General features: G+C 66.6%; 14 protein-coding genes and 1 tRNA gene. 7 read left to right on the top strand and 8 right to left on the bottom strand.

Going from position 1 to position 14,062, the window contains the following annotated elements; genetic code table 11:
• The first annotated feature begins 62 nt into the window (after window positions 1-62).
• Both LX81_RS07355 and LX81_RS07350 read left to right on the top strand, forming a co-directional pair.
• Window positions 63-1,388, top strand: a complete 1,326-nt coding sequence (locus tag LX81_RS07355) for a peptidoglycan-binding domain-containing protein (RefSeq protein WP_111536649.1) — start codon at window positions 63-65, stop codon at window positions 1,386-1,388.
• 103 nt (window positions 1,389-1,491) lie between these two features.
• Window positions 1,492-1,577: transfer RNA gene (locus LX81_RS07350), tRNA-Leu, on the top strand.
• Between the two features lie 156 nt (window positions 1,578-1,733).
• Here the strand turns inward: LX81_RS07350 and LX81_RS07345 are convergent.
• From LX81_RS07345 to LX81_RS07335, 3 genes are read right to left on the bottom strand one after another with little or no spacing between them, the layout of a single operon-like run.
• The gene (locus LX81_RS07345; protein WP_111536648.1) at window positions 1,734-3,974 is read right to left on the bottom strand and encodes a xanthine dehydrogenase family protein molybdopterin-binding subunit; all 2,241 of its coding nucleotides are present in this window, start codon (window positions 3,972-3,974) and stop codon (window positions 1,734-1,736) included.
• Window positions 3,967-5,019, bottom strand: a complete 1,053-nt coding sequence (locus LX81_RS07340) for an FAD binding domain-containing protein (protein ID WP_111536647.1) — start codon at window positions 5,017-5,019, stop codon at window positions 3,967-3,969. Before LX81_RS07340 ends, LX81_RS07345 begins: the two co-directional genes overlap by 8 nt.
• Window positions 5,016-5,513, bottom strand: coding sequence for a (2Fe-2S)-binding protein (locus LX81_RS07335; protein ID WP_111536646.1), 498 nt, complete (start codon window positions 5,511-5,513; stop codon window positions 5,016-5,018). The genes LX81_RS07340 and LX81_RS07335 overlap by 4 nt, the downstream gene beginning before the upstream one ends.
• Window positions 5,514-5,667: 154 nt before the next feature.
• Here LX81_RS07335 and LX81_RS07330 point away from each other — a divergent pair, with 154 nt between their 5' ends.
• The 3 genes from LX81_RS07330 (at window position 5,668) to LX81_RS07320 (ending at window position 7,397) form a co-directional block, all read left to right on the top strand.
• Window positions 5,668-6,252, top strand: coding sequence for a TetR/AcrR family transcriptional regulator (locus LX81_RS07330; RefSeq protein WP_111536645.1), 585 nt, complete (start codon window positions 5,668-5,670; stop codon window positions 6,250-6,252).
• A gap of 343 nt (window positions 6,253-6,595) precedes the next feature.
• The gene (locus tag LX81_RS07325; RefSeq protein WP_111536644.1) at window positions 6,596-7,009 is read left to right on the top strand and encodes a hypothetical protein; all 414 of its coding nucleotides are present in this window, start codon (window positions 6,596-6,598) and stop codon (window positions 7,007-7,009) included.
• A complete protein-coding gene (locus LX81_RS07320; RefSeq protein ID WP_111536643.1) occupies window positions 7,002-7,397 on the top strand; it encodes a cell division protein ZapA in 396 nt (131 codons plus the stop codon). Before LX81_RS07325 ends, LX81_RS07320 begins: the two co-directional genes overlap by 8 nt.
• A gap of 24 nt (window positions 7,398-7,421) precedes the next feature.
• Here LX81_RS07320 and grxD read toward each other — a convergent pair whose 3' ends face one another.
• The 5 genes from grxD to LX81_RS07295 form a co-directional block, all read right to left on the bottom strand.
• The gene (gene grxD, locus LX81_RS07315) at window positions 7,422-7,781 is read right to left on the bottom strand and encodes a Grx4 family monothiol glutaredoxin (RefSeq protein ID WP_111536642.1); all 360 of its coding nucleotides are present in this window, start codon (window positions 7,779-7,781) and stop codon (window positions 7,422-7,424) included.
• Window positions 7,778-8,041, bottom strand: coding sequence for a hypothetical protein (locus LX81_RS07310; RefSeq protein WP_111536641.1), 264 nt, complete (start codon window positions 8,039-8,041; stop codon window positions 7,778-7,780). Before LX81_RS07310 ends, grxD begins: the two co-directional genes overlap by 4 nt.
• A complete protein-coding gene (locus tag LX81_RS07305) occupies window positions 8,038-8,280 on the bottom strand; it encodes a BolA/IbaG family iron-sulfur metabolism protein (RefSeq protein ID WP_111536640.1) in 243 nt (80 codons plus the stop codon). The genes LX81_RS07310 and LX81_RS07305 overlap by 4 nt, the downstream gene beginning before the upstream one ends.
• Before the next feature lie 80 nt (window positions 8,281-8,360).
• Complete coding sequence (purL, locus tag LX81_RS07300; RefSeq protein ID WP_111536639.1) at window positions 8,361-10,523, bottom strand: phosphoribosylformylglycinamidine synthase subunit PurL; 2,163 nt, start codon at window positions 10,521-10,523, stop codon at window positions 8,361-8,363.
• Between the two features lie 318 nt (window positions 10,524-10,841).
• Window positions 10,842-11,759, bottom strand: a complete 918-nt coding sequence (locus tag LX81_RS07295; RefSeq protein ID WP_111536638.1) for a LysR family transcriptional regulator — start codon at window positions 11,757-11,759, stop codon at window positions 10,842-10,844.
• Window positions 11,760-12,162: 403 nt separating this feature from the next.
• On the opposite strand from LX81_RS07295, the gene murI reads away from it, so the two are divergent.
• A complete protein-coding gene (gene murI, locus LX81_RS07290; protein ID WP_111536637.1) occupies window positions 12,163-12,972 on the top strand; it encodes a glutamate racemase in 810 nt (269 codons plus the stop codon).
• Between the two features lie 58 nt (window positions 12,973-13,030).
• Window positions 13,031-14,059, top strand: a complete 1,029-nt coding sequence (gene argC / locus LX81_RS07285; protein ID WP_111536636.1) for an N-acetyl-gamma-glutamyl-phosphate reductase — start codon at window positions 13,031-13,033, stop codon at window positions 14,057-14,059.
• The last annotated feature ends 3 nt before the right edge of the window (window positions 14,060-14,062 follow it).

Genomic DNA, 14,062 nt, shown 5'->3' with positions numbered 1-14,062 from the left:
CGCCACGGAAAAAGGTGTTAAGAGACGGTTAACCAAGCTTCACTTTTCGGGAGTCCCTCGAGATGCGTTCCACACGCCTTCTATCCGCACTCGCCGCCGCGACCGCGCTAACGGTCTCTACCGCCCCCGCGCGGGCCGACATCGTCGATTTCGTCGCGGGTGCGATCGCCAGCCAGGCCTACAACCACTTCGTCCGCAATCGCGCGGCGAACCAGGCGCCCGCGGCGTCGACCGAATCCTCCAAATCCCCCGGGGTCTCGCGCGCGAGGCAATCGAACCCGTCCTCTGACCGGGCCATGATCCCCGCGACGGAGGAAGGACGCGCCGTGCAGGAAGCGTTGAACTTCTTCGGTTTCGACGCGGGCACGGTGGACGGGCGGATCGGCCCGCAATCGCGCGAGGCGATCTCCGCCTACCAGGATTTCATGGGGTATCCGTCCGACGGCGAACTCGACGCCACGGAGCGAGGGCATCTCGTCGAGGCGTTCGAGCGCGCACAGGCCGGGGATCTCTCGGCCGGGCAGGCGGCCTCCGACGACATGGAAGCACGCGTCATGCTGAAGGAGCCGGGCGCATCGCAGGGGACGCGGATGGCCGCCGGGGATCACCCTGCGGGTCTGCAGCAGGCGTCGTTGCGCCAATCCCCGTCGGCCAACGAGATCGTGTCGCTTGCTCGCCCGCCGGCTGCCGGAACGACACTCGTCAACCTCTTCGCCCCGCCGCCCGCGGTCGGCGCCTCGCTCGCGTCGCATTGCGCCGATACGAGCCTTCTGACCGCGACGAACGGCTTTTCCTCCGGCGCCGCATCCAACGGCGCGGCGGCGCTCTCCGAGCAGTTCTGCCTCGCCCGGGCCTATGCGATCCGCGACGGCGCCGATCTTGCCGCGGGCATCGGCGTGCCGGCCGACCGGATCGCGGCCTCCTGCGCGGCCTACGGGGAGGAGATGCGCCCGCATGTCGCCGCCCTGACCCGGGAGGGTCGCGACGAGGTCCTCGAGGGTGTGGGCGATCTCGTTCGCGGCACGGGCATCGCCGCGCCGGACCTTGCTGCGACGGCGACGGTTTGCCTTTCCGAAGGCTACCGGACCGACGACATGGGGGTCGCGCTCGGTTCCGCGCTCATCCTGGCAAGCCTGGATCAGGATGCCTATGGGGAACTCATGGGGCATCACTTGGCGCTCGGCTTCGGGGTTCCGGCCGCGCCGGAGCGGGCGACGGAATGGTACGAGGCGGGACTTTCGGCGGCCGAGGACGGCCGTGCCGTCTTCGCACCGGGCCAGCCGGAGAGGACGGGCCTGATCCGCAAGGCGGTCGCGTCGCTACCCACGGGACGTGAGCCCGCGCAGAGCGGTTCGGTCCTGCTGCCGGTCCTGCTGCCCTTGCAATGAGGGTGCTTGCCGGGGCCTGTGAAGTCCCCGGCAATTAATGCGGAAAAAGCCCTTCACAAGCCGCGCGGGCTTCGCTACACCCGCGCCACCCGAGCCGGTGCGTGCGGTTGTGGCGGAATGGTAGACGCGCAGCGTTGAGGTCGCTGTGGGGTAATACCCGTGGAAGTTCGAGTCTTCTCAACCGCACCAGGCCCGGGATATTGCGCAGGCGGTGAAGCTGCTTTCGAGGCACTTCTCTCGCCTGACTCGCAAAATCTCAAACCTTATCGGATCTACCGCTTAGCCGCGATGCCCGTGATCATCCCGTGATCGGTGGCGGCGCTGTACGTCGCGCCGCCTTCCGTGTCAGAGCAGATCCTGCAGGCGGATCGGGAAATGGCGGATCCGCTTGCCGGTCGCGTGCCGGATCGCGTTGCCGATGGCTCCCACGGTGCCGGTGATGGCGATCTCGCCCACGCCCTTGATCCCGAGCGCGTTCACGTGCTGGTCGTCTTCGTGGACGGTGATGACTTCGAGCCCCTGCACGTCCGCGTTCACCGGCACGTGGTATTCCGCGAGATCGGCGTTGACGATCCGTCCCGTCCTCGCGTCGTGCCGGGCTTCCTCGTGGAGCGCGAAGGAAAGCCCCCAGATCATGCCGCCCAGGAGCTGGCTCTCCGCAAGCCGCGGATTGATGATCCGGCCCGCTGCGAAGGCGCCCACGAGGCGCGTCACCCGCATCTGGCAAAGATCGGGATCGATCCGCACCTCCGCGAACACCGCGCCATGCGAGTTCATCGCATATTGCTCCGTGACCTCCTGACCGCGCGCGGCGTTACCCGATCCGACGAGTTCGACACGGCCGGCGCGGGACAGGATGTCGGAGAGCGCATCGCTGCGATCGATTTCGCCGGCAATGTGCAGGCGACCCTTGCGTGCTTCGAACTGTGCGTTCCCGGCGCCGAAAAGGGGCGAGTCGGGCTGCTGGGCCGCGAGCTCACCCAGTTGCCGCAGCACGTCGCCGCCCGCCGCGTGGAGCGCCCCGCCCGCCGTCGCGGTATGCGCCGATCCGCCCGCAACGCCACCGCTGGGAAGCGCCGAATGCCCCGAGCGGAACTCCACCCGGTCCATCGGCAGGCCGAGGCTGTCGGCCGCGATCTGCGCGAGCGCGGTCCACGCCCCCTGGCCCATATCGGCGGCGGAGGTCTCGAAGGTGGCGGTGCCGTCGGCATGCAGCGTGGCGCGCGCTTCGGCTGCGAACATCGGCGCGGCGAAAAGGGCGGTGCCCATGCCCCAGCCGACGAGATGCCCTTCCGCATCGCGCATCGTGCCGCTCTCGCGGGGGCGGTCGGCCCAGCCGAAGGCCGCGGCCCCCTGGTCGTAGCAATCGCGGAGCGCCTTCGATGAATAGGGCCGCCCCGTTCCAGGCTCCGTCTCCGCGTAGTTGCGCAGGCGGAACTCCAGCGGGTCGAGGTCCACGATCTCGGCGAGCTCGTCCATCGCGCATTCGAGCACGGCGGAACCCGAGGCCTCTCCGGGCGCGCGCATCGGACCGGGCGTGCCGATATCCAGGCGCACGCCCTTGTGGCGGGAGCGCAGCGCGTTCGCGGCGTAGAGCCCCTGGCTCGCATTGGCCGCCGATTCGAGGAAGGTCTCGAAACTCGAGGTCGCGGCCAGCGCCTCGTGATCGATGACCGTGAGATGCCCCTCGGCATCGGCGCCGAGGCGGATGCGCTGCCGGGTCTGCCCGCGATGCCCGACGGGGCCGAACATCTGCTTGCGCGTGAGCGCGAGTTTCACGGGGCGCCCGAGATCACGCGCGGCCAGGACGGCGAGGACCAGCGGGCCCGTCGGGATCGCCTTCGACCCGAAGCCGCCACCGAGATACGGGCTTCGGAGCGTCACGTTCTCGGCAGGAATGCCGAAGAGATGTGCGTAGGCTTCGCAGGACATGGCGAGCGCCTGGCTCGGCGTGTCGAGAACGAGGCGGTCACCCTCCCATTCGGCGACGACCGCATGGCTTTCCATTGCGTTATGGTATTGGGGTGCGGTCGTGTAGGTGGCGTCGATCGAGAACGCCGCGGCCGCGTGCCCGGCCTCCGGATCACCGTGGACCGTCTCTCCGGGCATGCCGAAATCGGGCGTCTCGACTTCGAACGTCTCGGCATCGTCGAGCCGGGTCCGCGGGGTTTCCGCTTCGTAGGTCGCGCGGACGAGACGGGCTCCCTCCGTCGCGGCCTCGAGCGTCTCGGCCATGACGAGCGCGATCGGCTGGCCCGCATAGCGTACCTTGTCATCCTGCAGGACCTCGATCCGCATGGAGAAGCGCGTGGGCTTCGCATCGAGATCGCCCGGCAGGTCGGGGCGGTTGGCGGGTGTCATGACGCCGAGGACGCCGGGATGGTGCGTCGCCGCCTCGGTGTCGAGCGCGGTTACGTGCCCGCGCGCGATCGTGGCGGGAACGTAGACGGCATGGACGAGACCCTGCCGGGTGTTGTCGGCGGCGAAGGTCGCGGTCCCGGTGACCTTCGCGATCCCGTCGCGGCGGGTCATCGGCTGGCCGGAATTGGAGCCGAAACGTTCGTGGCGGGTGAAATCTTCAGGCATGGACGGCAACCTCCGAGGGTCCGAAAGGTGAGGCGGGCAGGGGGGGCAGGCGGTCGGGCGTGCCCGCGGCGGCCATCTGCAGCGCGCGGATCACGGTGCGTCGGGCGAGATCGATCTTCCAGCCGGTGTCGTTCGACGGCTCGGCGCCCTCGAGCAGACGTTCCGCGACACGTGCGAAAAGCGCATCGTCCGGCATGGCGCCCGCGAGGAGCGCATCGGCTTCGGCAATCCGCCAGGGCCGCGCGGCGACCGATCCGAGGGCGAGGCGGCCCTCGGTTATGCGTCCCCCGTCCATGCGGAGCGCGGCCGCGGCGGAAACGAGGGCGAAAGCGTAGGAGGTCCGCTCCCGAACCTTGAGATAGCGGCTGTGCCCCGCGAAGGACGCGGCCTCGGCGGGCAGGCGGAGGGCGACGACAAGCTCGCCGGGTTCGAGCGCCGTCTCCGCCTCCGGCGTGTCGCCGGGAAGCTTGTGGAACGCCTCGAGCGCGACGGTGCGCCCGCCCGACGGCCCCTCGACATCGACCAGGGCTCCGAGCGCCGCGAGGGGAACGCAGAAATCCGATGGGTTCGTGGCGATGCACGCAGCACTCTGTCCGAGGATCGCGGAGTTCTCCCACGCGCCGCCCCGAGCGTCGCATCCCGAGCCCGGAACACGACGGTTGCAGGCGGCGTCGGCGTCCATGAAATACGGGCACCGCGTATGCTGCATCAGGTTGCCCCCGACCGTCGCCGCGTTGCGAAGTTGTCCCGACGCGCCGGCGAGCAGCGCCTCGGCAACCATCGGCGCGGCACGGAGGAGGTCCGGATCGCGGGCGAGATCGGAATTGCGCACGAGCGCGCCGATGCGAAGACCCCCGTCCTCCGTCGTCTCGATCCGGTCGAGATCCGGCAGGCGCGTTATGTCGATGACCCGGTCGGGGCCCATCGCGCCCGTCTTCATCAGGTCGACGAGGTTGGTCCCGCCCCCAAGATAGGCCGCGTCGGGCGTCCAGGCGGCGACGGCGTCCGCGGCGCTGAGGGGCTGGAGGAACTCGAAGTTTTTCATGCGGCGTCTCCCTGGCGCTGGTTGTCCATCCGCCGCGTGGCCTCCTGCACCGCGCGCGTGATCCCGTGATAGGCGGCGCAGCGGCAGAGATTGCCGCTCATCCCCTCGCGGATCCGTTCCGGATCGTCGCCCGCCTCGCCCTCGAGGATGAGGCCGACGGCGGACATGATCTGCCCCGGGGTGCAGTAGCCGCACTGGAAGCCGTCATTCTCGATGAAGGCGGCCTGAACGGGGTGAAGATCGTCCTGCTGTGCCAACCCCTCGATCGTCGTCACCTCCGCGCCGTCGAGCGTGGCGGCGAGCGCCAGGCAGGAATTGACGCGGCGGCCGTTCACGAGGACCGTGCAGGCCCCGCACTGGCCGCGATCGCAGCCCTTCTTGGTGCCGGGCAGCGCCAGCCTTTCGCGCAGCAGGTCGAGAAGCGTCACCCGCGGATCGTCGAGGGCGATATCGCGCGGAGTACCGTTGAGGGTCAGGCGGATCGAGAGCGGCATGCATCTCTCCTTGTTCGTGGACAATGTAGGGCGGGTCCGGCGCTCGCAACGGGGTGGAAAGGGCACTATGCTCCGCCACGACGCCGGTCTGGAAAGCTGACAACTCATCTATACGGAGGGCGCCTCCGGTTTGCAAGGGAGGTTCGAGGACCACGTGGAGGACGGGAAACGGAAGCCACGCCGCGACGCCCTGGAAAACCATGCCCGGTTGATCACGGCCGCGAGGGACGTTCTCGGCAAAGGCGGCCCCGGGGCCAGCCTCGAGGCCGTTGCGCGGCAGGCGGGGCTGGGCGTGGGCACGCTCTACCGCCATTTCCCGCATCGCGAGGCCCTGTTCCACGCCGTCTACCGCGCCGATCTCGAACAGGTCGTCGCCGGTGCAGAGGCGCTCGAAGCGCATGACGATCCGCTCGAGGGGCTGCGCGCCTGGCTCCACGCGAATGTCGCGGTGGTCGAAACGAAACGGGGATTGCTGGGCGCGCTCTCGGTCGCCCTGACCGAGGATGCCCGTGCATCCTATGCCGATCTGTCCCAGCGTCTGAGGCTGGCCGTGGATCGCCTGCTAAACCAGGGTGCCGCGCGCGGAAAACTGCGCGCCGACGTGCGGGCGGACGATCTAATCGAAACGATGTACGCTTTTTGCTATGCGCATCCGCCCGGGCCCGACTGGCGACAACAGGTTCTTAGGCGCCTCGACATCTTCGTGGACGGATTGCGGGCGCAGCCTTCGGGCCGGTGACATTTGTTTCGTCCTTCCGGGTGCGCTCGACGAAAGGCGGCAACCCATAAGACCGGAATACACGCCTCGGAGGACGAATCCGTGTAAGGCGGGCCATGACAGGCCTCTTGGCACCTGCCTTGGGGGCTGGGGAGCGGAGAATGTCACACTCTGCAAGCGAAACGAACCGGAGTAACTTGGCGGATTGACGATTCGTGATCGGCTGCTCCCCGCGGGGAGGATATTAGGGGGCTGAATTCTCCGTTGGATTGCGTTTTATTGTGCAATAGATACGCGAATCACAGCGATCCGCTGATCGCGGGCGAACCCGCGACGATTGGCAGCACTTTCGGGAGCGAAGCGGATGCAGGACATCACGGAATTGCAACGGCGGCTCACGGCGGCCCTCGACCGGATCGGGGGAAGCCTGGACCGGATCACCCGGATTGATGAGCCGGAGGCCCCGACCGAAGCGGTCGAGACTGAGACAGCGGCGATCGCCGCAGAGCTCGATCGAAGCCGTGCGGCGATCGCGGCCCTCGAGGCCGATCGTCTCCGATTGAAGGCGGTGAACGACGCGCTCAGGAACTCCAACCATGCGCTGCGCGAAGCCGGAACGGAGGGCGGGCCCACGGCTGATCTCATCAATTCGGCGATGCAAGCGGAACTCGATGCCCTGCGTGCGGCGCGAGAGAGCGATCGCGCGGAACTCGATGCGATCATCGGTCTGCTGCATCCCGTTGTCGCAGACGCGGACGAAGAGGTTCAGAATGCCTGACGAAACCATCACGATCGGCGGCCGGAATTTCGAGGTTTCCTGCGAGCCGGGACAAGAGCCGGCGCTTCACTCCGCCGCGCAATTGCTCGATGCGGAGGCCGCAAAGATTCCGGCGCAGAATGGAAGATTGTCGGAGCCGCGGATGCTGCTCATGGCGGCGCTGATGCTGGCCGACCGTACAGCGAACCTCGAGGCGGAGGTCGCCGATCGCGGGGAACGGCTGAAGTCGCTGGAGCGGGAATTCGCACGCATCCGACGTACATCGTCCGCCGCGCCCGAACGCGTCGAGGTCCCGACGATCCCTGCGCCGCTGCTCGAAACGCTGGCCGAACTGGCGGCGCGCTCCGAAGCCTTGGCCGATGCGGTCGAGGAGAAGGCGGAGGGCTAGACGCCGTCCGCTTTCCCCGGAAGATCAGGCATTGGCCTCACGGATCTTCTCCGCGGCGTCCTTGTCATAGGAGACGCCGTTCTTATCCAGCAGCTGATCAAGCTCACCCGAGAGCGTCATCTCCGTCACGATGTCGCAGCCGCCAACGAACTCGCCCTTGACGTAGAGCTGCGGGATCGTCGGCCAGTCGGAGTAATCCTTGATGCCCTGACGGATTTCCTGGTCCTCGAGCACGTTCACGTCGGCGTATTCGACACCCATGAAATTGAGCACACCCGCGACGCGGCTCGAAAACCCGCATTGCGGCATGGACTTGGTCCCCTTCATGAAGAGCACCACGTCGTTTGCGGTCACGGTATCCTTGATCTTGTTCTCGGCGGTCATTTCGTTCCGTCCATTCCGTTCGATTGCCGCGGCACGAAGAGCCGCGCGTATTCCTGCGGGTCCCGCGGAACCCTGTACTCGCACGATTGTCCTCCGCCCCCGCCGCCGGAGAAGTATTCGGAGACCAAGACATGATGTCCCGTTCCCGGTTCCGATCCTCTCCTAGCGCCGCGCTCCGCGCGCAGGACGAACGCCGCGCGTACGCCCAACAGGACGATGATCGCGGCGCCAAGCAGCGCGGACAGGCCGAAGACACTCATTCCGGCGGGCGGGTCGTGAGGGCCAGTGCGTGCAGATCGCCCGACGGCCCGTCCATCTTGCCTTTCAGCGCCGCGTAGACCGCGCGCTGCTGCTCGACACGGTTCTTCCCGCGGAAGGATTCGTCGATCACCTCGGCAGCGTAGTGATTGCCGTCACCGGCGAGGTCGGTGATACTGATCTTCGCATCCGGAAAGGATTGCCGGATCAGGTCCTCGATCTCGGTGGCTTCGATGGCCATCTCGCGGTCTCTCCCTCTCAGCGTCCTTCCATCCATCTAGGCGGCAAGGGATCCTTTCGCAAGGCGAAGGGACGGGCAGGTCATCCGAAGAGGTTGGTGAAGGTCTCGCGGTGGACTTTTACCAGGGAGGCGATCTCCGTCGAGCTTGACCCGAAGCACAACGCATCCCCACCGAAGCGACCGATCACCTCCAGAGCGACATCCGCTTCCCTGGCACGGGCGACGAGTTCTTCCGCCGCCTCGGTCGAGGCGGCGAGCAGGTAGCGTGCCTGATCCTCTCCGAAGAGCTCCGCGATGGACAGCTCCTCCCCGATGGTCAGGCCGGTCTCGGATGCGTCGGCCATCTCGAAGGCGGCGAGGGCGAGCCCGCCGTCGCCGAGATCGGTCGCAGCCCGGATGGAGGCGCGATTGGCGAGCACGAACTCCCCGTGGCGGCGCTCCCGGTCCAGATCGACGGGCGGTGGCGGACCCTCGCGCCGGCCCTGCGCCTCGAGAAGCAGGGCGGATTGCCCGAGGTGACTGCCCGCCCCGCCCAGCAGGAGAAGCATGTCGCCGGTTTGCGCGCGGCCGTCGATGAGATCGTCCTCTCGCTCGATCAGCCCTACGGCGCCGATCGTCGGGGTGGGCAGGATACCCGTGCCGTCGGTCTCGTTGTAGAGCGAGACGTTGCCCGACACGATCGGGACATCGAGCGTGCGGCACGCCGCGCCGATCCCCTCGATGGCGCCGACGAGCTGGCCCATGATCCGCGGCTTCTCGGGATTGCCGAAATTCAGGTTGTCGGTCGCCGCGAGCGGCCGCGCGCCGCAGGCCACCAGGTTGCGATACGCCTCCGCCACGGCCTGCTTGCCGCCCTCGACCGGATCTGCGGCCACGTAGCGGGGGGTGACGTCGGCCGTGAACGCCAGGAGCTTTCCGGTCCCGTGGACCCGAACGATCCCGGCGCCGAGGCCCGGCGTGCGCACCGTATCCGCCATGACCTGCGTGTCGTATTGCTCGTAGACCCAGTTCTTCGCCGCGTGATTGGGGGATCCGAGGAGCGCTTTCAGCCCCTCGATCGGATCGATCCGCGGGACGTCCTGCGGCGGGGCGGGTGGCGGCGTCGGTTCCCATGGGCGGTCGTATTCCGGAGCCGACCCCGACAGCGTCCGGAGCGGCAGGTCGGCCTTCGTCTCGCCGCCATGGACGACGACGAAGCGGTCCTCCGCGATGGTCTCGCCCACGATGGCGAAATCGAGGTCCCACTTGTCGAACACCGCCTTGGCCTCGATCTCCTTGGCGGGATCGAGCACCATGAGCATCCGCTCCTGGCTTTCCGACAGCATCATCTCGTAGGCGGTCATGCCCGCCTCGCGGACCGGCACGGCATCGAGGTCGAGCCGGATCCCGAGCCCGCCCTTGTCGCCCATCTCCACCGCCGAACAGGTGAGCCCCGCGGCGCCCATGTCCTGGATGGAGATCACCGCGCCGGTGGCCATGAGTTCCAGGCAGGCCTCCATCAGCGACTTCTCGGTGAACGGATCGCCGACCTGCACGGTCGGGCGCTTCTCCTCGATCGTATCGTCGAACTCCGCGGAGGCCATGGTCGCGCCGCCCACGCCGTCGCGGCCCGTCCGCGCGCCGAGATAGACGACCGGACGCCCGACGCCGGACGCCGCGGAGTAGAAGATGGCATCGGAGCGCGCGAGACCCGCGGCGAAAGCGTTGACGAGGCAATTGCCGTCGTAGGACGCGTCGAACCGCACCTCGCCTCCCACGCAGGGCACCCCGAAGCAATTGCCATAGCCGCCGATCCCCTCGACCACGCCGTGAACGAGCGAGCGGGTCTTCGGATGGTCTGGACGCCCGAAGCTCAGCGCGTTCATCGACGCGATGGGCCGCGCGCCCATGGTGAAGACGTCGCGCAGGATGCCGCCCATGCCTGTCGCCGCCCCCTGGTAGGGCTCGATATAGGAGGGGTGGTTGTGGCTCTCCATCTTGAACACGACGGCTAGGCCGTCGCCGATATCGACCACGCCGGCATTCTCGCCCGGCCCGCAGATCACTTGCGGGCCATCCGTCGGCAGGGTGCGGAGCCATTTCTTGGAGGATTTGTAGGAGCAGTGCTCGTTCCACATCGCTGAGAAGATGCCGAGTTCGGTATAGGTCGGTTCGCGCCCGATGATGCCGAGGATCCGGTCGTATTCCTCGGGCTTCAATCCGTGCGCGGCGATCAGGTCCGGCGTGATCTCGGGCTCGCTCATGGCATCCTCGCTTGGCAGACAGGGGCGCTATACATGCGCCCGCCGCACGGGGGAAGATCGCCGGTCGGACCGTTTCCAGCCACTCCGAGGTTGCGGCCATGCCCTTCGTCCCGCCCGTGGGACGAATCTTGCGCGACGTCCCTGCGGCGGCATCCGGCGGAAAACGGGTGGGGCAAAAAAAAGGCCGGGCACGGGGCCCGGCCAGTCCAACAGGGAGGTGAAGAGGCGTGACCGTGTCAACGCCGCCTTCGGTATGAGCAGTTAGCTTTCGCAATGTCTGCAATCAAGGCAGATCGAAAACCGCCTGGAGCAGGGCCGCTATGCGCTGCGTGCATGCCTCTTCGCTTCCTCACGCAGTTTCGCACTCAGCGCGAGCTCTTCCAGGACGAAGTCGCGGAACGCGGCAATTCGCTTGGAGGAGCGCAATTCCTCAGGATAAGCGAGAAAGACGGGGATCTTCGCGGATTCAAGATCCGGTAGGACCCGGACCATCCGCGGGAAGTCGGCGATCACGTAATCCGGCAGGACCCCGATGCCGAGCCCGTTCAGAACGCCTTGCAGGACGCCGAAGTAATTGTTCACCGTGAGAGTGGACGGGATGCCAACTGAATGCAGGGTGTCGGTCAACATCTCCCCGGCGGACACCTGTGTCGATCTCGTGTTCTGCGAGATCAGGCGATGCGTGGTCAGGTCGGCCAGACGTTTCGGCGTGCCGCGTTCCGCGAGGTAGTCGGGCATCGCGTAGAGCCGCATGCGTACCGTGTTCAGCCGCTTGCGGATCAGGTCGGCCTGGCTTGGTTCCTTCATGCGGATGGCGAGATCGGCCTCGCGCATCGGCAGGTCCAGCACGCGCTCGTCGAGCATCAGGTCGATCTTGAGTTCGGGGTACTTGGCATAGAGTTTCGGGAGCCGTGGAACCAGCCAGAGCGTGCCGAAGCCCGTCGTCGTCGTGACCTTCAATTCTCCGAACACCTCTTCCCGGCTGTCGCGGATACGCGCGGCGGCCGTGTCGAGGCGGCGGTTCATCGCGTTCGTGGCATCGAAGAGCAACTCGCCCTGCTCCGTGAGGATCAACCCACGGGCGTGGCGGTGAAAGAGGGTGGTGTCGAGCGAATCCTCGAGGGCCCGGATCTGCCGGCTGACTGCCGATTGACTGAGATGCAGGATATCCCCGGCCGCCGTGAGGCTCCCTGCATCCGCCACCGCGTGAAATATCCTCAGTTTGTCCCAATCCATCTAGTATCGCTCTCCCTCGAATTTCGATCCCGAAATGAAATTACACATGCTGTACCGTACACCCTTTGGTTGCGGACCGTAACAATTGCTCGAAAGCCGAGCGCGTGATTCGCTGCGCCAGACCTAAGGTGGGTTGAGAATGGCCGAAGGGACTGTAGCGCGCGTTTACGTTGGGTCATTCTATTATTGGCAAAAACCTGCCTCTGTAATGAGCGCCATTGATGCCCTTTTGCGCGCTTGATCGGATTGTCGCCCAGTGGCGTGACATGAAGCTTTCCCGCACCGTCCCTCCGTCACTCGGCGTAGCACTTGGCGATTACGCGTCGACTTTTGGCGGTCACGGTCATATGGCCTGCAAAACGGGCGGTGAACGGGCCGTCCGGTGGCGATGGGATGAACGACGATGGCGGTGGGGGTCTTCGATAGCGGATTGGGCGGTCTTACCGTGCTCGACGCCATCACGCGTCGCCTGCCGGATGTCTCATTCGTCTATCTGGGCGACTCGGCCAACGCGCCTTACGGCGTCCGCGATGCGGAAGACGTCTACGAGTTGACCTGCGCAGCGGTCGAGCGCCTCTTCGCGGCGGGATGCGATCTGGTCATCCTTGCCTGCAATACCGCATCCGCAGCCGCCTTGCGGCGCATCCAAGAGAACGGGCTGCCTGAAGGTAAACGCGTTCTGGGCGTCTTCGTCCCGCTGATCGAGGCGCTGACCGAGCGGCGCTGGGGCGACAATTCTCCCCCCCGGGAGGTACGGGTGAAGCACGTCGCGCTCTTCGCCACGCCGGCCACCGTGTCGAGCCGGGCGTTCCAGCGCGAGCTCGCCTTCAGGGCGATCGGCGTCGATGTCGAGGCGCAAGCCTGCGGTGGCGTGGTCGACGCGATCGAGGAAGGTGACCTCATCCTCGCCGAGGCCCTGGTGCGGTCGCATGTCGATGCGCTAAAACGCAAGATGCCGCATCCCGAGGCGGCGATCCTCGGCTGCACGCATTACCCGCTGATGGAGGCCGTCTTCGAGGATGCCCTCGGCCCGGAGGTCGAACTCTTCTCCCAGGCCGATCTCGTCGCCGCGAGCCTTGCCGATTATCTCGAACGGCATCCGGGCATCGCGGGCGGAGGAACCTCCGCGTTCCTGACGACGGGCGATCCGATCCGCGTCGGACGCAGCGCCACGCGGTTTCTCCGACGACAGATCGCCTTCGACGCTGCCTGATCCCGCGGCGCATTATCGCGCTGTCATGACCCGAACGATCCACACGAGGACATGCCTCATGCCACATTCCGTCGCCATCCTCGGCGCCTCCGGCTATACCGGAGCCGAGCTCGTCCGCCTGATCGCCACCCATCCCGATCTTGAGATCGCCGCTCTCTCGGCCGATCGCAAGGCGGGCCAGAGCATGGGCGAGGTCTTTCCGCATCTGCGCCATCTCGATCTGCCGTCCCTCGTCCGCATCGACGAGATCGATTTCGCCTCGGTCGACCTCGTCTTCTGCGCGCTCCCCCATGCGACGTCTCAGGAGGTGATTTCCTCTCTGCCGAGGAATGTCCGGATCGTCGATCTCAGCGCGGATTTCCGGCTTCGGGCCGCCGCCGACTACGAAAAGTGGTACGGTCGCGCGCATAGCGCGATGGATCTGCAGGCCGAGGCCGTCTATGGGCTTACCGAGTTCTACCGTGACGAGATCCGGACGGCCCGGCTCGTGGCCGGCACGGGGTGCAATGCCGCGACTGGACAATACGCGCTGCGCCCGTTGATCGAGGGCGGGCTGATCGATCTCGACGATATCGTCATCGACCTCAAGACCGGCGTTTCCGGGGCAGGGCGGTCGCTGAAGGAGAACCTCCTCCACGCGGAATTGAGCGAGGGAACCCACGGCTATGGGATCGGCGGCATTCACCGGCATCTCGGTGAGTTCGACCAGGAGTTCTCCGCGCTCGCCGGCCGTCCCGTTGAAGTACAGTTCACGCCGCACCTGATCCCGGCCAATCGCGGTATCCTGGGGACGGTCTACGTCAAGGGCGAGGCGCAAGCGATCCATTCCGCCCTTGCCGAGAGATATGCCGCGGAGCCCTTCGTGATCGTTCTGCCCATGGGAGAAGCACCCTCCACCCGCCATGTCCGCGGCTCGAATTTCGTTCATCTGGGCGTGGTGGGAGATCGCCGGGATGGCCGCGCCATCGTGCTGGCCGCCCTCGACAACTTGACCAAGGGATCGTCGGGACAGGCATTACAGAACGCCAATCTCATGCTAGAACTCGAGGAAACAGCCGGGCTCATGATGGCTCCGGTCTTTCCGTGAGGA

This window comes from Palleronia aestuarii (assembly GCF_003253995.1).
Lineage (GTDB): Bacteria > Pseudomonadota > Alphaproteobacteria > Rhodobacterales > Rhodobacteraceae > Palleronia > Palleronia aestuarii.
The sequence above is the reverse complement of the archived record's forward strand: the minus strand, read 5'-3'. Positions and strand labels throughout refer to the sequence as shown.